We start from the raw sequence: 19,546 nt of genomic DNA, 5'->3' as shown, positions 1-19,546 counted from the left end.
GTGGATGGAGTTCTGGTTTCCTCTTCACTCGCTCTGCTTCCTGATTGCCACTTATATCTCAGCATTGCCTGTAGTGGCGCAAGATGACTTTGATCTGGGCGACCTGTTGCGACAGGCAGAGCAGATCGAAAGCCCGCTTTCAGAACCCTATGTCTGTCCCGAAGCCAATCGCCTGCTCGAGCCGCTGGATGGTGCTAACGCGATTATTTCGTTGCGGGTCGAGGCATATTGCGTGCTCGAAGCGATTGAAGGGGTAGTGGCGGCGGAGGGTCAGCGCTATGTCGTCGCTGAGGGCAAGGTTACCAACCGCAATGCCGCCAACGGCATCAACCTTCCGGCTGCAAGCACTCTCCTACGGCTTGGAGTTGATCGTCGTAGGCAATCGGGCCTGGAGCGAGTTGAGACGGCACTATTGCCCGAATTTGCAGGGCCGCTCGACCCCTTGTCCGGTCGCCGTTTTGTGGTTGCCTATGCAGTTGAGCCGACGATCTCTGGGGCGCTAACCCTCGAGATTCCTGCGGGCGCGGGCGCGATTGTGATTGCGTTGGGTGAGTTGACGGCAGGTGACCTTTCCGCGGCCCCACCCGAGCTGATCGAGTTGGATCTGGGCCCGCCGATTGCCACACCCAGTCCGGACCTTCTGCCCGAGGCGCCGGAGACGCCAACAGACGCCCCCATCGCGCCAATGGAGGAGAGTTCGGTTTCCCAGCCCGTCCCAGCTCATGACGATGCAGCCGGGACCTTGTCTGTAGAGTTCGCGCATCCGCGCAGTTTTGGCGCGCTGCTATCGCTGGCCGGGAATGGCGGCCAGGTTGATCTCGTCGGCGGCGGCGTTGGATTTGGTGAGGTCGGGCAGATCAACAATGGCTTGCAAGGCACTGACGAGGCACTGACCCAAATCGGCTTCACGACAGAGGCGCCGGCGCAGATTGTGTTTACTTTCGAGGGCGGACACGCCGCCGAAATCGAAGGTGTCGCCATCAATACTCTTGTCCGTTCGTCGCTCGACTGGGTGCCGGGACGAGTTGAACTCTACGCCTCGATGGACGGTGCGTCGGGCCCTTGGCAGCTCATTGGAGCGACAGAAGAACTACCCGCGACTCAAACTAAGTTATTCCTGTCCATGCCTGAGCCCGTGGCGACAAAGGCCATCATGGTTCAGTTGATGGCGAGGGTCGGCAGCTCACCGGGTAATTATAGCGTCCGGCTGTCCGAGATCGAAGTGTACGAGCGGCTCTCCGACGCGGGGTATGCCTCGCTGCTTTCGGACATGAAGGTCGACCTGCTTCTGCCGCAGAATGGCGGGCGCGTGGCCTATTTCACCTCGCAGTCCTATGGCCGCGGCGATGGGCTGGTTGGGCTGTTTGCAAACAACACAATGCGCTGGTTCCCCGCCGAGGAGCGCTATCCGCAGGAACTGGTGTTTTCGTTCCGAGAGTTTGCAGTGATTCCGGTTGGCGGAATTGCGGTTGCCGTCGACTTGCCGGATGGCCGTCCTGAGAGCTGGGCACCAAAGGTCAGGGTGTCCGTTTCAACCGGATACTCTCCGCTGGGCGGATTTCGGGATGTGGGCTACTTGCAGCCCGACGCCAGCGAGAACCAATTGAGTCTGGACCTTGCCCCTGCCGCCGCGACTAGATTTCTAAAGCTCACCATTATCGAACCTGGCGCCCCCCGGATGGGCATTCGGGGCGCACAGATCACTTCTACGTACGATGCGTGGCTCAGGGCCCAGCACGAAACTGTATTGGCAGTCGACGAGACAGTTGCTGACACGTCGACTATGCAATCAGAGACCGAACCCAATGACGATCCGTCTTACGCAACGCCGATGGATGAGGACCTCGATTATGCTGGACGATCCGATCGCAGCGGTGATGTCGATTACTTCAGTTTTGCGGTCGAAGGCGAAACCCCGCAGACTGTGAATTTCGTGCTGCGTGGCAGGCCGCATATTCGAACGAACTTACAACTCTTGGCTTCAGCTGGAGGCCTCCTGTTCGACTACAGTCCGGCCTCAGCTTCAGTTGAACAGTTTTTCACCTGGAAACTGGATCCGGGCAACTATCTGATCCGGCTCGAGGAGCCACAGTCCGGCGTTGCCATTGTTATCGATGACAGTGGGAGCATGGGTAGCAACGTTCTGACTGCGATTGATGCCGCCAAGCTATTTGCGCTCGCCAAGCAACCGGAAGAACGTTTGTCGCTGGTCCGGTTTGCCGGGGACGTCGAAACCCTGTCGGAGCTGACGACCGATGGCGCTGCGATTGCTGAAGCGATCGAGACTGGCGTTCATACGGACGGGGGAAGCGGCACCTCGGTTTACGATGCCGTGCTCGCAGGGATCGAGACTTTACGAAACGAAGCGGGTAACCGCGCCATCGTGCTGCTGACGGATGGTGAGGACGTTTCGTCACAGGCCTCCTATCCGGAATTGTGGCGCGAGATCGTGGCGGCCGGCGTGCCGATCTACGCAATTGGTCTCGGCAATGCCATGCGCAAGTTCGATAGTGCCGTCGGCAGCGACCTAGACGATATGTTGCACGGGTTTTCTCTCGGCACGCTGGGTGCCTATTTCGACTCGCCGACGGGTGAAGAACTGTACGCCGTGTACGACGAGATCGCTGCACGCATTCGGGATCGCGGCAGCTACACCATAGGCTTCTCCATTGCCGACCAGGATGGCCGCCTCCAGGTCCTCGAAACGGGCGAGGAATTTGTCTCGGCCGCAGCGGTTGGTAATATCATGCTGATTATAGACGCCTCCGGGTCGATGCGGGCAGGAACCGATCAAGGTCGCCAGCGGATCAACGTGGCGCGAACCGTAGTTCTGGACCTCCTGCGTGAAATTCCGCAAAGCGTTCCGGTCGGGCTCAGGGTCTATGGTCAAAACATGTCAGCAGAGCCGAAGGAGCAGAGCTGTCGCGACAGCGAGCTGTCGGTCGCGCCGCTGTCCAATACGCGCGATCAAATTACCGACGTGGTCAAGGCGATCGTCCCGCGGGGACAGACGCCGCTAGGTTATTCGCTGGCGCTCGCGGCTGAGGATGCCGGCGGGGCGGACAATTCGTTGATCATACTACTGACTGACGGAGAGGAGACCTGCGACGCGGCACCGGGAGACCCTTACTACCCCGAGGATATCGCCCGCGGCCTCGTCGAGACGGGCTTTGGGCTGCGCATCAATATTGTAGGTTTCGATGTCTCAGATCCGGCAACGCAAGATAGCCTCGCGGCGGTTGCCGGCATCACCGGAGGCGAGTTCTATTTTGGCGGTGGCGAGGTGGGTCTTCGTCGCGCCCTGCGGTCGGCCTTTGTTGCGCCCTATCAGGTCATGGACGATTTGGGGCAATTGATCGCGGAGTCCAAGGTGGGCGCGCGGCCTATCACACTGCCGACGGGGCGATACCACGTCAGCTTGGCGGGAAGTGACGTTATCTCGGGCCGACGGCGAGTCGAGGCCGAGTTGGATACCCGCATCTACGTCAACAAGGAGGCCGATGAGACACATGTTCGCGTCGAGCAGGTAGCACCCGGTTCACCCTTCACCGATGATGTCAGGCGGGTGCGATCGGTGGATGACGTAAATGCTGACCTAGCAGACCTGCCGCCGGTCATCCCGGAATATAGGGTCAGCACCCGGCTTCCGGCGACCGAGGAGGAACTGGCATACGCCATCCAGGCGATGCTGAACGAGATGGGCTACGCGGCGGGCCCTTCTGACGGAGTGTGGGGCGCCAAGTCCCGAAGCGGCGCCGAGGCATTCCTTGAGGATTTTCCTCTCGTTGTCGATCAAGACCCGTTCCATGCCGACGGCAAACCGGCGGTCTGGCTGTGGCTCAGCATTCTGCCGGAGTATGTAAAACCTTATTTCGCGTCGAAGCGGTAGTGAGTGCGCTGGCGACGGGCAATAGCATTTCGAGGGGCACCGCGCGTGTTTGATACCCGTGTGACGCGCGCCGCCCCTGCAATTTGCCATCGCCGTACGTCACCGCTACGTTGTGGATGTCAAGAAGTGTGGAAGGAACGGCAATGACCATCCCTGTCCCGGCGCGATTTCGCGCAGAGAGGCGAATGCGCTTCGTGTTGACGCTGGCCGGCGCATTGCTGGCTCCATTGACTGCCGGGCCGGCGCAGGCCGACCCGCCACCAAGCGAAATGGTGCAGTTTCTCAATAGTTTCGAGCCTGATTTCGTTGAGATGTCTCGCAACCCCTCATTGGACATGCTGGGGGCGCTGACAGGGTTGTGGACGGCCGAAAAGGGCGATGACAACGCGAAGATCGACCTGGTTCATATCAACAATGTCGGGCCGTTCCTCATCGAGTATGTCGTTGACAGCACCACCGGAGCGCTGGGCACGCCTATCGGCTACGCCCGGCAGAACGGCGCCGGATGGTCCGGCTGGTTCTCAATAGCCTGCAAGGGCTGCTGCCCGGGCAAATTTTGGTGGGACAAGGGCGTCGCGCAGGTCGTCGATCGCAAGCTCGCGATCCGCGTGGACACCGTCAAACTCGACCCCGAGACCTGCGAATTGACCGATACGCCCGACACCGTGGACTTGCGGTCGAAGCTCGCAAATGTTCTCGATTTCGGGGAATTCCTGCCGGGCAAGAAGATTTCAATAGTTGCGGCGCCAGCGGTTGGCAATCAATCGGGCCAATATCAAGCCGCGGTGAACTTGATTTGGGACTTCACCGGGTATGGCGTGAATGCCGTGGACATGGTGGCGCAGGGGCCTGGGGGTGGATCGCAACTTCTCAACCGGTCGAGTGAACTCAGTGGCGAGACGCAGTTTTTGACTGACCAGTCTGGCCAGCACCGCTTCATCATTGCCGGTTACAATCAGGCCGGTCAGCCGCTGCATTTCGAGATCGAGAGCATCGAAATCCCCGGCCTGCCGGGGATCAACTAGACTGAGTGCTCAGTTCGGGCTGCAGGCTACCGTGGGGGTATGACGGCCACGCTATGGTGCAGTCGCTATCGCGTCGAGCGGCGTCTTGCTGCGCGGGACAATACGATACGATACGATCAGGAGAAATCATGAGACGCTGCGCCTCTTTCACCCGACCGCGCCTCTTGCTTGCTGCCTTTGCGACGTCAGCAGTCATCGCGACCGCCTCTTTGGCGGGCAGCCCCTCGTCACTTGTGGGAATATACATCGTGGTCGACAGCCGCGTCAGCGCCGACGTCGCCACACTAGGCGGCCGGCCATCGACAGAAAATACTCACCCGATCGGACAAACCATTGAGATCGGCGACAGTTCGATCTCAATGGCCGGCATCTCTTGTGCGCACTGGCAGATCGAACAGATCGCGACCCCGTATTATTTCGAGACTGACCCCAATCTCTTCGACCTTTGGCTGCCGCCGGGTGGAAGCAAAAGCGCCGCTGCGGACCATCGGCTCGCACGATCCTTTGCCGTAGCCTGCGAGGGCGAACCTGTGACGACGATCTTTCAGGCCGACGCGCGCGTCCTAGCGATGACCTGGAACAACTCGGCCAGCTACTTAGTCCTGGAAGCGCCGCTTACCGACAGTGAATTATCACGTATCGGCGAAGAGCTGGTCGACCGGAAGTTCCTCGCTTCTGGGCACATTGATGACCGCACCGAGGTCATGAGGGCACTGCGCGAGTGGTACATCTATCGCAACAGCAAGAGCGTAGAGAGCATTCCGGTACACCCGGCCATCACCAAGAACCTGCTCGCCGATTTCGTGCCCGATGAGCATGCGGTGATTGGCGATGTCTATCTGAATTCCAGATTTTCGCCGCAGACGCCCACTGACGAAATGCTGTGGGTCGAAACCGACTTCATGATGACCTGCCTTGTGAAACCGTGTGCCAATATCGAGGTGCGAAACCAACGGGGCGAGGTGTTCCGCCTCAACGAAATCGCGTTCGGAACCGTCGATGCGTCAGACATCGATGCCGTCAGAAGATGCGGAAATGGCCATGCGAGGCACACTCGTGGAAGGTGAGGCCATGCGGAGTTCCAACGGACCAGAAGGCGAGCACTACCTTCATCTCGACGTCGTGGGGGTCGAACCCGCGCCGCAGGACATGTGCGTCCTGGCAAGGCACGCCCGCAGCAACTGACTGGCGAGTTTTCGACGCTGCTGCATCAACCCGCCCCGCACCCAAGGTACCGCGTAGGTCTTAAGAAGACAGGAAGTCATGGCGCATCACGACGCAGCGGCACTGCCCGACAACTGGGAGCGTACCGGCCCTGTTTCGACCTGGTGGCTGGGGCGCGTGTTGAGGAACGAGTTGCGCGTGGGTCACAAGATGCACGGCAAGAAGTGGACTGCTGTTGCGCGCGACCGGCAGTCTGATGATGTCTTGTTTGCCGATGATGGCGGCGGCGTCGCCAAGGTGCATCTGACACACAACAGACCCGCCACTGCGGACTTTCCATCGTGTGCGTTCTTCGATGACCTGCAAGATTTTTTGGCCTGGACCGAAGAAGAGCGCCAATACGTTGCTGCGTTGGCCAATGAGGTTGAAGCGGTCTGCGCGGCGTGCGGCTCGGTCTGGTCACGGGGCGAGGCGCGACGAGCGTGCCCTGTTTGTGATGGATACGCTCTTACCCGTCCTTGCGCCGTCTGCGCGGGTGTTTGCGGTCAAGAATGGCTACGCGCAGTGCGGGATTCAAACGATTCCGGCCATGCAGTATGGATCGGCGCGTGCGCGCTTTAGTTGATGATCGGGACTGCCCACGTTGTTTGCCCGGCCTTAGCCATCAACTAATACAGTCTTGCGATCCGTAACTGCGAAGCCTTCGATCGAAGTTGTGACATTAGCGGCCATCCGCAGTGCTCAGGGTGCGCTCTGGAAGGAGCCCAAGTGACTTGCACTTCGCTCCGAAGATCGAGAGTCCTCATTGGGCCACAAGCGGCCGCTCGAACGCCGGTAAGATCAGAAGCGATCCTTCAACTTCACCACAGTTGCGCTGGGTCGCAACTCTCCCATGGCCGCAGCCAGTCCGGTTCCAATGGTGTTGGACGCCTTCCGCAGTGGATCGGCATCCAGATGTGCATATCGAGCTGTTGTTTGTGGTTGGGAATGACCGAGAAGTTTGCCGATGATCGGAAGTCCCATCCCACCGCCAGCACCAAAGGCGGCGAAGTTGTGCCGCAAATCGTGCAGCCGCAAGCCATCAAGTCCAGCATGCCGCGTTACAAGCGCCCATGGACGTTTCAAGTCAGAGCGCGGCCGCTCATCGTCGGTCTCTGCGGTGTCTCCGGCAATGACATATTCGCCCATCCGGCTAAGTCCACTGAGCACGGCCATTGCAGGTGCGTTCAGAACGATGGTTTTCTTTCCGGTCTTCGAATCTGGCAAGAGCAGTAGACCGCGTTCAAAATCGACGTGCGACCATTTCAGGTGCAGAATCTCACGCAGCCGGGCACCGGTGAAAATGAGGAGTCGCAGGGCAGCTGCCGCGTGTTCGCCAATCACTGTCTCTCGCTTGTCTTTCCTGAGGTGCTTGACCTTCTTCTCAGGATCCAAGTTCCACGGGACCCCTATCGTTTCGGCGTCCCGAATGGCCGCACCCAGCCGTTCCAGCTCGTTGCTGGAAAGGAAGCGTTCCCGGCTCTCCTCCCTGTACTTCTCGATAGCTCGCGCAGGATTTTGCTCGCCATCGACTAGTCCCCGGCGAAGTGCAAATCCAAACATCGAACCAATGATGGCAACGGTTCTGTTGGCCTGAGCCGGGGTATCTCGCATGCTCAAATGGAGCCGCGCGACGTCCGCACGTTTCACGTCTTTGGCCTTCTTCGCTCCAAGCGCAGGCACCACCCAAACGCGCAGCACTCCCTCGTAGCTGACCCTGGTGCCAGCCTTTCGCTTCGTCGCAATGTGCTCAGAAAGAAAAGCTTCCGCTAGTTCAGCAACGGTTAGCGCGTTGCGCTGCTTGGCTTTCTGATCCTGCGGATCTTTACCCATATTTACGAGCGACCGCAGTCGCCCGACCTCCGTCCTCGCCTCGTCGGGTGTGAAGCGTTTGCTGGAACCAAGGGTCACACGCTTCTTTGGCGCCCGGCGCCCGCCTTCACCCGCGCGATATTCATAAACCCAAGATTTCTCCCCACTGGGCGACACCCTTAGGCCAAAACCGCTAATTTCGGTGTCAAAGACCGTGTAGCGGGCCGATCTAGGCAGAGCCGCGTCCACAGCGCGCTTGGTCAGTTTCTGGGTAGACATCAGGTCGTCCGCCTCGCTGGGGCACCACCGGGCGCCACTGGGGCACCACCAAGTGCGAAAACGCAAGGCAACGCCGAGCAACACGATATGAGGTAACGCCCAGAATATCAAGGATTCTGGGTAACTTCAGGCAACGTCAAGCGACAGTTGACAACGATTATCCTGAAATTCGTAATGATGGGGTCAGGTGTTCGAGTCACCTAAGCGGCACCATTTTTTCTCCACTTGAAATCGCTGGCACCGCACACCTGACGGGGTGCGAAGTCGTGGCTAGAGTCGCGGGCCTTTGAACGAACATCCGCCGCCTTGTGCATTGTCGGTCGAGAACTTGCCCTGCAGATAGCGTCCGCCCTTGCTCAGCTTGCCCTGCCACTGCTCGGTGTAGGTGCGCCCCTCCCACTTGTACTGGTTGGCGAAAATGAAGTTCTCGCCGTCGAACTTCCCGGCGACGATCTTGCCGAAGCCGTCATTCACGTTGGTCGTTCCGCGGACCCGGGAGGCCGATGCTTCCGATACGGACACGGTGTTGACCTGCGTGAAGTTCTTGCAGGTGACCTTGAGCTTCCAGCTGCCGACCAACTGCCAATCGGCGGCGTTGGCGGTCGACGGCAGGACGAGACTGAACAGCAGCACAACAAGGGCAGCGATCTTCATTATTATCACTTTCGCGATTGCCTTTGATTGGCGACAACCACCAACCTTTGAAAGTTCACGCTAGCGACGAAGCGAGCATCGCGCAATCAACACTGAAGATTTTCTGTCTCTATTGAAGACTTCAGGTCGGCTTCTTGCCAGCGCACATCGTTTGACGCCACAAATACGGCCAGAAACTCTTCGTCTCGACCGGGGACTGCCGTTTCCGCTGAGCAACGCCCAGGCAACGATCACGCGGCATCCTTGCCAGCCGCTATCCTGTAGAGGTGCCAGGTGGAGTGGCCGAAGATCGGGACGATGAAGACGAGGCCGAGGAAGGTCGGAACCACAGCGAGGACTGTCGCAATGGTCAGCAGCACGCCGAGGCCCAGCATCGGGCCGGGGCTTCTGGCAACAGACTGAAAACTGTTGATCAGCCCGGTGACGAAATCGACGTCGTTCTCAAACAGCAGCGGCAGCGAAATGACCGTGGCCGAGAACAATACCAGGGCGAGCGCCAGGCCGATCACCGAGCCGACGGCCAGAAAGCTCAGGCCGCCTGGCGTGGTGACGGTCTGCAGCAAAAACTTTTCGAGGCTGGCGGAGGCCGACGAGCCCATGAAAATGGCGAGCACGATCCGCACCTGGTAGATCCAGATCCAGAACACGAACAGCATGACAAAGGCCATCCAGCCCATCTGCCGTTCGCGTTGCTGCCAGATTGCCGCCACGACGCCTCCCCAGGTGACGGGCCGGCCCGCGGCAAGGCGTCGGCTGATCTCGTAGATCCCGGCGGCAAGGAAAGGGAAGACCAGCGGAAAGATCACCGCGATCAGGATGGCCGCCCAGGCGGCGTCGAAGACCGCCAGCATGGCGATGGCCAGCCCGCCGCTGCCGGCCATCAGCAGGCCGAAACAGAGCCCGATCAGCGGCGCACGTCGGAAATCGGCGAAGCCGCGGGCGACGGCCAGGCGGATGTCGGTCCAGCCAAGCTGGCGCAATACGGGCGCGCGCGGCACGTAAAGTGGTGCGGATTCGGTCTGGCTCACGACGCTCCCCTCCGGCTGGACCGGCCTCGCGGCACGATCGCAGCGTGGATGCTAATGCAAGTTCGTGCCCGGGACCATTGCTTCTGACGTCGGCAGCCGCCATTGGCTGGACCGGCGACAGAATTGCATTTTTGGCCCCGCAGCTATCTTGCATCAGGTTTCCATCCATGGCATGGATGCATCGAGAAAAGCTTTTCCCAATGATTGCGGCGACCGGTTCGGCAACGCTGCAGCACGATACGGAAAAGCTTTTCCTGAATTGCGGCCGGGCGGGAATGGAGGCTCGGACGTCAACGGCAAAAAGGGAGGAAAACCTATGAAATTGCCAGGTCTCTGGTCGGCGGCGCTTGCCGTCTCGATGTCGGCCGTCGCCCTCGTCCCGGGCACGGCCTTTGCTGAAACACTCAGCATCTGGGCCCGCTCGTCGAGTGCCAACGCGGCCCAGCACATGGTCGATCTGTGGAACGCGTCCCATGACGACAAGCTCGAACTCACCACCATTCCCGACAACCAGATGGTGACCAAGCTGGCCACCAGCGTGCAGGCTGGCGATGTGCCCGACCTGATCTCGTTCGATCTGATCTTCATGCCCGACTTCATGCGGGCCGGCCTGCTGACGGACCTGACCGAGACGCTCGGCGCCGATCCCAACCAGGAAAAGGTCGCCCAGGCCTTCCGTGACCTCGCCAGCTATGAGGGCCGTCTCTACGGCACCGGCTTCACGCCGGACGTCTCGATCCTGCTCTACAACAAGGATCTGTTCCGGCAGGCCGGCCTCGACCCGGAGAGCCCGCCCAAGACCATCGCCGAGCTGCAGGACTACGCCACCAAGATCCACGAAACGGTGCCGGGGGCCTATGGCTACTATTTTTCCGGCTCCTGCGGCGGCTGCAACATCTTCACCCAGGCGCCCATGATGTGGGGCTCGGGTGCAACCTTGCTGCCGACCTCGGGCGACGCACCGGCCATGGAAGGCCCGGGCGTCAAGGAAGTGCTGACCATGCTGCACGAGATGTGGGTGGCGGGCGTCATCCCCGAGAGTGCCGAAGCCGACACCGGTGCCAACTTCATGGCCACCTTCCAGACCGGCACCATCGGCATGCAGGGCTCTGGCGGCTTTGCCATCGCCAGCCTCAAGGCCAGCAATCCCGATCTCGATTTCGGCATTGCGCCGATCCCAGGGATCAATGACGGCGACCAGTCGAGCTTTGTCGGCGGCGACGTGATTGCCATTCCCAGGGGCTCCAAGCATCCCGAGATCGCCACGCAGTTCATCCAGTGGCAGCTCACCGATGAAGCCCAGCTCGAGGGCCTGGCCAAGAACCTGATCCTGCCCTCACGCTCGGATCTGGCCGACAACCAGTACTTCAAGGAAGAGCCGCGCTACATCACCACGGCCAAGGCGGTCGGCATCGGCCAGACGCCCTATGCCTTCCGCTTCAACGACATGGTCAATGCCGACCAGTCGCCGTGGCTGACCATGCTGCAGACGGCGGTGTTCGATGGCGACATCGACGGTGCCATCGAAGCGGCCCGCGAGACGATGCGCGACATCGCTTCCCAGTAAGGTCCTCCCGGACCGGGCCACGGCGCACTCCGGCCGTGGCCCATCTCCTTGCTCTCTTGTGGGATGTGGCGAATGCTGAAGACGCTTTCGAGACACCAGGGCATGCTCTACGTGCTGCCCGCCCTGCTCTTCGTGAGCGCATTCGTTCTCTGGCCGCTCTGCCAGCTGATCTATCTGTCGCTGACCGACGCCTCGTTGCTGGGCGGCGGCGGCTTTATCGGCCTCGACAATTACTTCAAGGCCTTCAAGGACGCCTCCTTCTGGCGGGCGCTGGGATTCACCGTCAAATATACGGTGTTCATCACGCCGATCCTGATGGGCCTGGGCTTTGCCCTCGCCTTGCTGACCGCACCGAACCGGCCGCTGCGACAGGTGACCCGGGCCATCGTCTTCCTGCCGGTGGTGATCGGCCTCGGCTCCTCCAGCCTGCTCTGGTACTGGCTGTTCGACCAGCAGGTCGGCCAGTTCAACCAGATCCTCGTCGATCTCGGCGTGCTGGCGCAGCCGGCCGTGTGGTTCACCAAGGCCGACATGGCACTGACTGCCGTCATCATCTCGGTGACCTGGAAGGTGATCGGTTTCGGCATGCTGCTGTTTGTGGCCGGCATCCAGTCCATCCAGGCCGAAGTCTCGGAAGCGGCCCTGATCGACGGCGCCAACTACTGGCAACGCGTCTGGCACATCATCCTGCCGCTCTCCAAGCGGACCATCCTGCTCACCACGCTGATCTCGGTCATCGGCTCGATGCTGGCCTTCGAGCAGTTCTACATCATGACCGGCGGCAACCCGCGGGGGCAGACCTTCACCTCGGTGTACTGGATCTACCAGAACAGCTTCATCAGCTTCAAACTCGGCTACGGCGCTGCCCTGTCGATCATCCTGACGCTGATCGTGCTGGTGTTCTCCTCGATCCAGGTATTCCTCTCCAACCGGAGTCCGCAGTCATGACCGCGCTCGCCGAAGCCGCCCCGCGCGCCGCCAGCAAGGGCCTGGGCAAGTCCCGCGTGGTCGGCGAAAGTCGCCCGCTCGCCTATCTGATCGGCGCGATCTGCGTGGCCGTGATCACCATCATGCTGATGCCGATCGTGCTGTCCCTGCTCGCCTCGATCAAGCCGTCGGCGGAAGCGCAGCAATCACCGCCAAGCTATCTGCCCTCCGCGCTGAGCATCGAGAACTACCTCAAGGTGTTCGAATTCCAGGCGGGTCTCTGGACCTATGTCAGCAACTCGCTGCTGGTCGCAGCTTTCACTATCGTGCTGTGCCTTGCCCTCGCGATTCCGGCGGGCTACGGCCTCGCCCGCTTCAAGATCTGGGGCAAGGAAGTGTGGTTCCTGCTGCTGCTGGCGCCGCTGATGATCCCCTATCAGGCACTGCTGACGCCGCTCTATCTCAGTTTTTCCAAGATGGGTCTCGCCAACAGCCATCTCGGGCTGGCCATCGTCCATACCGTGCTGCAGCTGCCGTTCTCGATATATCTGATGCGCAACAGCTTCGAGAGCATTCCCCGCGAGCTCGAGGAGGCAGCGCGGGTGGACGGCAGTTCGTCTTTCCAGACCCTGCTCAAGATCTTCATGCCGCTGGTCATGCCGGGCATCGTCACCGTGGCGCTCTTTGCGTTCATTGCCAGCTGGAACGAGTTCCTGTCGGCTCTCATCTTCATGAACAACGAACAGAGCTTCACCGTGCCCATCATGCTGGTCAGCGTTCGTGCCGGCCGCCTCGGTGCCGTCGACTGGGGTGCGCTGCAGGCCGGCGTGGTCATCTCCATCCTGCCGTGCGTCCTGATCTACTTGCTGCTGCAGAAATACTATGTTTCCGGCTTCCTCAGCGGAGCAGTGAAGTAGAGGCAGCATGAACGACGACACACCCATCAAGGGCGATCGCACCGGCCGGCATGGCCCGACCATTCGCGACGTGGCCCGCCTCGCCGGAGTATCCATCGGCACGGCCTCCAAGGCGCTCAACGCCAATGGCCGGCTGCGCGACGAGACGCGGGAGCGCGTGCGGCGCGTGGCGCTGGAAATCGGCTATCGCCCCAACGACATGGCGCAAAGCCTGCACCGCACCCGCTCGATGACAGTCGGCATCATTTCGACCGACAGCTTCGGCCGCTTCACCCTGCCGATCTTCCAGGCACTGGAAGAGCAGTTCGCCGATCAGGGCATTGCCGTGTTCATGTGCAACGCAACCGACGATCCGGCGCGCGAGCAGCAGCATCTCAACCAGCTGCTCGGCAAGCGTATCGATGGCCTGGTGGTTACGGCTCGCCGCTCCGACAAGCGTCCGCCGATCCTCGCTGGCAATATTCCCACGGTCTACGTGTTCTCGCAGGCCGATGACGAAAACTCGCTGTCGCTGCTGCCCGACGACGAGGGCGGCGCACGCCTGGCCACCGAGCACCTACTCTCGCTTGGCCGCCAGCGCATTGCCCATATCAGCGGGCCGGAGCGCTTCGAGGCCGTCGCCCTGCGGCGGCAGGGATACGAGACCTCGCTGGCGGCCGCCGGTCAGCCAATTCGCGCCGACTATTTCCTGCCCGGTGTCTGGTCCGAGGCCTGGGGCCGCGAAGCCATCGAAAAGCTGTTCGACGGCAGCATCGAGCCGCCTGATGCGCTGTTCTGCGGCAACGACCAGATTGCCCGCGGGGCCACCGAAGCCCTCCGCGAGCGCGGTATCGCCATCCCAGCCGACGTTGCCATTGTCGGCTTCGACAACTGGGACGTCATGGCCAGCGCCGCCCGGCCGCCTCTCTCCAGCATCGACTTGAACCTGAGCGCCCTCGGGCGGGAGGCCGGCGAACGGCTTCTCGCCATGATCGGTGGCGCCAGGGACCGTGGCGTCAGGCGTCTGCCCTGTTCGCTGGTCATTCGCCAATCCTCCAGTCCACAAGGAAGTTCAAAGTGAGCCAGTATCTGCCCATACGATTTGTCGACGTTCGCCTCGAAGGCGACTTCTGGCGCGAGCGCCTCGACACCGTGCTGAGCCGGACCATCCCCAGCCAGCACGTCAAACTGGGTGAGTATGGCCTGCTCGACTCGCTCAAGCTGCCGCAGCCGCCCCCGCCCCTGCGCTTTCCGCGGCATGCCAATGGGTTCACCGTCCAGGTGTTCTGGGATTCCGATATCGGCAAGTGGATCGAAGCGGCGAGCTATGCGCTGTCGCACCGGCGCGACGCCGACATCGAGGCCAAGATCGAGGCCGTCATTGACGACTTCGAGAAGGCCCAGGCGCCCGATGGCTATCTCAACTGCTGGTATCTCGGGCACGAGCCGGAAAAGCGCTGGAGCAACCTGCGCGACAATCACGAGCTCTACAATGCCGGCCACATGCTGGAAGGCGCCATCGCCTATTTCGAGACCACCGGGCGCCGCCGCTGGCTCGATATCATGGAGCGCTTTGTCGAACACATCCGCCAGACCCTGGGCACCGAGCCCGGCAAGAAGCGCGGCTATTGCGGCCATCAGGAGATCGAGATCGCCCTGATCAAGCTCTACCGGCTGACCGGCGAGAAGAAGCATCTCGATCTGGCCACCTACTTCATCAACGAGCGCGGCCGGCAGCCGCCGCACTATTTCGATGTCGAGCGCGAGGAACGCGAGAAGAAGGGCTGGGACACGCAGCGCTACGTCTTTGCCAACTACGAATATTCGCAGTCGCACCTGCCGGTGCGCGAGCAGACCAAGGTCGTCGGCCATGCTGTGCGGGCCATGTACATGTACACCGCCATGGCGGACCTCGCCGCCGAACTCAATGATGCCGATCTCAAGCGGGCCTGCGAAACGCTCTGGGACGATGTCATGGAGACCAAGATGTATGTGACGGCCGGGCTTGGCCCGTCGGCCCAGAACGAAGGCTTCACCTTCGATTACGACCTGCCGAACCAGACCGCCTATGCCGAGACCTGCGCCTCGGTGGCGCTGATCTTCTGGGCCCAGCGCATGTTGCATCTCGACCTTGATGGCAAGTACGGCGACATTCTCGAACTGGCCCTGTTCAACGGCGCCCTCTCCGGGCTGAGCCGCGACGGCGAGCACTACTTCTATGCTAACCCGCTCGAATCCAACGGTTCGGCCGAACGCTGGGCCTGGCACACCTGCCCGTGCTGCACGATGAACGTCAGCCGGCTGGTCGCCTCGGTCGGCGGCTACTTTGTCTCGCGCGCCGACGATGGCATTGCCATCAATCTCTATGGCGGCATTTCCACGACGGTCGAGACGGCCGGGACTACGGTCGACCTGCGCGAGACCTCGAACTATCCATGGTCGGGCAATATCAAGATCGAGGTCGATCCCGCGACCCCGACGACGTTCGACATGAAGATCCGCATCCCCGGCTGGTGCAAGGACGCACGGCTTGCCGTCAACGGCTCCGAGGTGACGGAGAAAGCCGTGAATGGCTACGTCACCATACATCGTGAATGGGCCAAGGGAGACGTCATTACCCTTGATCTGGAGATGCCGGCCGAGCGGATCTACGCCCACCCCGGCGTGATCATGGATGCCGGACGGGTCACGCTCAAGCGCGGGCCACTCGTCTATTGCGTCGAGGAAACCGACAATCCCGGAGGCCGCGTCCAGCGCCTGCGCCTGCCCCGCGAGGCCGAGCTCAAGGTGAACAGGCGCGAGGACCTGTTCGACGGGATCGTCACCCTGTCTGCCGATGCCGTCGCCATTGACGAAAGCGACTGGTCGACGCTCTACCGCACCAAACCCTCCGCCGAGGGTCCGGCCACCCTGACGGCTTTGCCCTACTACCTGTGGGCCAACCGCGGCCAGGGATCGATGATGGTCTGGATTCCGGAGGCCTGATCAGGCGATCTGGGTATCCTTCCGGGCAGCCAGCGAAAGCGCAGTCTCGTAGGCCTGCCGCGACGAGGCGTTGACTGCCGGAATGCCGCTATCTGTCGAACCGGGACCGAACAGCGCGTTGCGTTCGGTCTCGGTCGAGAGGAAGAACGGAAAGCGCGAAAAGATCGACTGGTAGCGGCTGCCTTCGACCCGCGCGCCGTAGAGCTGCACCGGGAAGGCGAGTCCCGGATAGGGCCGAGACTCGGACATCTCCTCTGAGCCGAAGACACGTCGGTAGAAGGCCGTGTGTTCCGGACGCACCAGAGCCAGGCACATGTCGGCACGAAAATAGATCGTAGCCATCACCGCCAGGCGCAGCGTCAGGAATGGCAAGGCGGGGTAGGCCAGCGACGCGTCGTAGTCGGCGGTAAAGCGGCTCGGATCGATGAACCGCTGGCCCGCGTCGAGCAAGGGCCCCAGAATATCGGGACAGACCTTCATGCTCGGCGACTGCCTATGTTCGGCCGTCAGGTGATGCAGCCGGATGGAACTCACCAGCTCGCCGTCGATCAGCACGCCGTAGCACATCGCATTGGGAGTCTCGTCCAGATCGTCCACGACCACGCCCTGGTCGTTGAACGGCACGAACTCCTCGCGCCGATAGGCATCATACCTGAGCCTGTACACGGCGTTGTCGGCGGCACTCATGTCAACACGCGCGTAGCTCACGCGGTCCAGAACATCGAGCAAGGTACCCGCAAACCTGGAGGCCGGCATGGAGGCGGCGGCACTCGCACCGTCTTCATTCGGATTCATTGAGAACTCCACTACTGTTGAGTGAAGTTAACCGTTTGTTAACACCAATGAAATCGCAAAAGATCCCATAGCTGCCCTGCACGGCCGCCCATGGCCGCACGCCCCGGCTGGAACCGCAGACAATTCAGAGGTTTAGGGATTTAACCAAGTTTGCGCTTTGGTTCGGCCTGGTAGGAGGCGGCCAGCATGCGGTGAATCAGCTCACCAATGTCGGTGCGCGACAGTGGCACGCCAAATAGATAGCCCTGCACCTGATCTACCTTGGTGTACTGACGAATGAGCAAGAGCTGCTCCTCGGTCTCCACGCCTTCGGCAGTAACGGTCAAGTTGATGTCCTTTCCCAGCTGCGCTACGTTGGACAACAGCTTGAGAGAACGTTGGCTCGTCCCGACTTCCATCACGAAACTACGGTCGATCTTGAGCTTGCTGAATGGAAAGGCATGCAGATAACTCAGCGACGAGTAACCGGTGCCGAAATCGTCCAGCGCAATACCGATACCCTTCGCCGCAAGCTTGGTGAGCGTTGCGGTGGCCGCATCCTTTTCCTCGATGACGGCTGTCTCGGTGACTTCCACTTCCAGGCGATGCGGCGCGAGGCCGGAGGCGGCGAGCGCAGTCTCGACCATGGCCTCGACATCGGCATTGCGGAAGTCGCGCGCCGAGATATTGACCGACACGTACACATCTTCGGGCCAGTTGCGGCACTCGGCCGTCGCCGTCGCCAACACCCAGCGGCTGATCTCGGAGATCAGACCGCTCTCTTCGGCCAGCGGAATGAACAGTGACGGCGGAATGACCCCGAGTTCCGGGTGGTGCCAGCGCGCCAGGGCTTCGCAACTGACCACGCGGCGGGAGTCCAGATCCACGATCGGCTGGTAGGCCAGGGTCAGGCCACCGGCCGCCACGGTCTGCTTGAGGTCGCCCTTCAATCGCTGCCGGTAGCGATAGTCGGTGTCCATCTCGTTGTGGAACACCTGAACCTGGTTCTTGCCGTTGGCCTTGGCCTTGTAGAGTGCCAGATCGGCCTTGGTCATCAGGGCGTCGAGATCGTCCGATTTCGAGGTCGAGTGGACGATGCCGACGGACACATTGACCGAAAACACTTCGCCGCTGACTTGGAACGGTTGCTGGAAGGCATCGACAATGGCGCGGACGCCCGGATCGGCCTCGTCAAACTCCCCATTGCACCAGCGATAGGCGATGTACTCGTCGCCGCCCAGACGCGCCACGAGGCTGTCCTCGCCGAGCACGCGCGTCAGCCGCTCCGATGTCTCCACCAGCACCCGGTCGCCGACCAGATGGCCCATGGTGTCATTGACATGCTTGAAGTCGTCGACATCGATGATCATCAGCAGCGCATAGCCGCCGCCATCGCTGCGCCGGGCGAGGTCCGCTGCCACCTGCTCGGCAAAATAGCCGCGATTGGGCAGGCCGGTCAGGGCATCGTAATGCGCCATGAAGTTGATGCGCTCTTCGGCGCGGATGCGGGCGGTGATGTCTTCGAACAGCAGCACCGTCCGCTCTTCGCGGGAGCTGACCGTCACTTCGCAATATTGATGGCCCGGCAGATAAAGCAACACCTTGCCGTTGCCCTGCTCGTTGATCATGGTCGCCAGGGCCCGCGCCGCATCCTGGGGGACGGCACCGCGCGCGGCCGCGTTGGAGATCAGGGCGGCGAACGGGCGCCCCTCCCAGCTGCCCGGCGCCAGGGTGCGGAAAACCGCTTCGGCCTGATCATTGGACACCGCAATCAGGCCCGCCGAATCGAGCATGCAGATGCCGTGCTGCATGGTGTCGAGCGCGGTATCGAGTTCGGCCGCGAGGCGGGAGGCCTCGACGCGACCATGCACCGCCCGCAGCAGGATGACGCGTACGTTGCCCGAAACATTGCGCAGGCTGGCAAAGAACGGCAGGAAGATGAAGGACAGCAGCGCCGTGTGGAAATGCCCGTCGAACAGCATGCCGATCCAGGTCGGGATGCAGATGAGCATCACCTGGATCATCATCACCCGTTCGACGGCGAAATTGCGCGCCGCCACGCCAACCAGCACCGACATGGTGACGCCCAGGCTGGCCAGTTCGGAGAACGGTGTGTTGACGATGAGGAAGCAGTAGATGGTCCACAGGCCATAGAGCGCGGCGATGGCGCCGCCGCCGATGGTGGCGCGGATTTCCCAGCGCGCGGCGCCGGCAACGTCGTCCTCGGCGATATCGGCGCGCTCGAAGGCGAGCATGTCGAGATGCCGCGAGACACCCACCACGACGAACGCCAGGGCGATCGGCAGCAGCACAACGTCCTGCGATTCAAGCCATGTCAGGGCAACCGCGACGGCCGAGCCGAGCGCGCCAAGCATCTGCGAGCGCCGGTCGTTGTAGAGCGACCGGATCATCGAGACGTAGTCCAGCGGTGGAAGCGACTTGGATGCGGCTTCGAACATTTCTCACCAATATTGGACGGCATGATGCGCGGGGAGCCGTTAATGGCG

At 61.4% G+C, this 19,546-nt stretch carries 14 protein-coding genes; 9 read left to right on the top strand and 5 right to left on the bottom strand.

What is annotated here, in order from left to right:
- The first annotated feature begins 4 nt into the window (after nucleotides 1–4).
- From AC0L4C_RS05740 to AC0L4C_RS05725, 4 genes are all read left to right on the top strand, one after another.
- Nucleotides 5–3,889, top strand: a complete 3,885-nt coding sequence (locus tag AC0L4C_RS05740) for a VWA domain-containing protein (protein ID WP_473402669.1) — start codon at nucleotides 5–7, stop codon at nucleotides 3,887–3,889.
- Nucleotides 3,890–4,074: 185 nt separating this feature from the next.
- The gene (locus AC0L4C_RS05735; protein ID WP_473402668.1) at nucleotides 4,075–4,914 is read left to right on the top strand and encodes a hypothetical protein; all 840 of its coding nucleotides are present in this window, start codon (nucleotides 4,075–4,077) and stop codon (nucleotides 4,912–4,914) included.
- Nucleotides 4,915–5,042: 128 nt separating this feature from the next.
- Complete coding sequence (locus tag AC0L4C_RS05730; protein ID WP_473402667.1) at nucleotides 5,043–5,981, top strand: hypothetical protein; 939 nt, start codon at nucleotides 5,043–5,045, stop codon at nucleotides 5,979–5,981.
- A 196-nt stretch (nucleotides 5,982–6,177) separates the two neighbouring features.
- Nucleotides 6,178–6,699 carry a hypothetical protein gene (locus tag AC0L4C_RS05725; protein ID WP_473402666.1) on the top strand — a complete coding sequence of 174 codons (522 nt, stop codon included), beginning with the start codon at nucleotides 6,178–6,180 and terminating at the stop codon, nucleotides 6,697–6,699.
- A 219-nt stretch (nucleotides 6,700–6,918) separates the two neighbouring features.
- Here the strand turns inward: AC0L4C_RS05725 and AC0L4C_RS05720 are convergent, their stop codons facing one another.
- The 3 genes from AC0L4C_RS05720 to AC0L4C_RS05710 all read right to left on the bottom strand — a co-directional run bounded on the left by AC0L4C_RS05720 (nucleotide 6,919) and on the right by AC0L4C_RS05710 (nucleotide 9,890).
- Nucleotides 6,919–8,208 (bottom strand): tyrosine-type recombinase/integrase, encoded by a 1,290-nt coding sequence (locus AC0L4C_RS05720; protein WP_473402665.1) that lies wholly within the window; start codon nucleotides 8,206–8,208, stop codon nucleotides 6,919–6,921.
- Between the two features lie 270 nt (nucleotides 8,209–8,478).
- Nucleotides 8,479–8,862, bottom strand: a complete 384-nt coding sequence (locus AC0L4C_RS05715) for a hypothetical protein (protein WP_473402664.1) — start codon at nucleotides 8,860–8,862, stop codon at nucleotides 8,479–8,481.
- 230 nt (nucleotides 8,863–9,092) lie between these two features.
- Complete coding sequence (locus tag AC0L4C_RS05710) at nucleotides 9,093–9,890, bottom strand: DUF2189 domain-containing protein (RefSeq protein WP_473402663.1); 798 nt, start codon at nucleotides 9,888–9,890, stop codon at nucleotides 9,093–9,095.
- Between the two features lie 316 nt (nucleotides 9,891–10,206).
- Here AC0L4C_RS05710 and AC0L4C_RS05705 point away from each other — a divergent pair, with 316 nt between their 5' ends.
- The 5 genes from AC0L4C_RS05705 (at nucleotide 10,207) to AC0L4C_RS05685 (ending at nucleotide 16,265) form a co-directional block, all read left to right on the top strand.
- Nucleotides 10,207–11,457 (top strand): ABC transporter substrate-binding protein, encoded by a 1,251-nt coding sequence (locus AC0L4C_RS05705; RefSeq protein WP_473402662.1) that lies wholly within the window; start codon nucleotides 10,207–10,209, stop codon nucleotides 11,455–11,457.
- A 72-nt stretch (nucleotides 11,458–11,529) separates the two neighbouring features.
- Nucleotides 11,530–12,405 carry a carbohydrate ABC transporter permease gene (locus AC0L4C_RS05700; RefSeq protein WP_473402661.1) on the top strand — a complete coding sequence of 292 codons (876 nt, stop codon included), beginning with the start codon at nucleotides 11,530–11,532 and terminating at the stop codon, nucleotides 12,403–12,405.
- On the top strand, nucleotides 12,402–13,301 hold the full coding sequence (locus AC0L4C_RS05695) for a carbohydrate ABC transporter permease (protein WP_473402660.1): 900 nt from the start codon (nucleotides 12,402–12,404) through the stop codon (nucleotides 13,299–13,301). Before AC0L4C_RS05700 ends, AC0L4C_RS05695 begins: the two co-directional genes overlap by 4 nt.
- 7 nt (nucleotides 13,302–13,308) lie before the next feature.
- On the top strand, nucleotides 13,309–14,361 hold the full coding sequence (locus AC0L4C_RS05690; protein WP_473402659.1) for a LacI family DNA-binding transcriptional regulator: 1,053 nt from the start codon (nucleotides 13,309–13,311) through the stop codon (nucleotides 14,359–14,361).
- Nucleotides 14,358–16,265 (top strand): glycoside hydrolase family 127 protein, encoded by a 1,908-nt coding sequence (locus AC0L4C_RS05685; RefSeq protein WP_473402658.1) that lies wholly within the window; start codon nucleotides 14,358–14,360, stop codon nucleotides 16,263–16,265. The genes AC0L4C_RS05690 and AC0L4C_RS05685 overlap by 4 nt, the downstream gene beginning before the upstream one ends.
- Here AC0L4C_RS05685 and AC0L4C_RS05680 read toward each other — a convergent pair whose 3' ends face one another.
- Both AC0L4C_RS05680 and AC0L4C_RS05675 read right to left on the bottom strand, forming a co-directional pair.
- Complete coding sequence (locus tag AC0L4C_RS05680) at nucleotides 16,266–17,060, bottom strand: N-acyl amino acid synthase FeeM domain-containing protein (RefSeq protein ID WP_473402657.1); 795 nt, start codon at nucleotides 17,058–17,060, stop codon at nucleotides 16,266–16,268. It lies immediately after the preceding gene.
- Nucleotides 17,061–17,200: 140 nt separating this feature from the next.
- Nucleotides 17,201–19,498, bottom strand: coding sequence for a putative bifunctional diguanylate cyclase/phosphodiesterase (locus AC0L4C_RS05675; protein WP_473402656.1), 2,298 nt, complete (start codon nucleotides 19,496–19,498; stop codon nucleotides 17,201–17,203).
- Between the last annotated feature and the right edge of the window lie 48 nt (nucleotides 19,499–19,546).

The organism is Devosia sp. J20-27 (genome assembly GCF_055808595.1).
The sequence above is the reverse complement of the archived record's forward strand: the minus strand, read 5'-3'. Positions and strand labels throughout refer to the sequence as shown.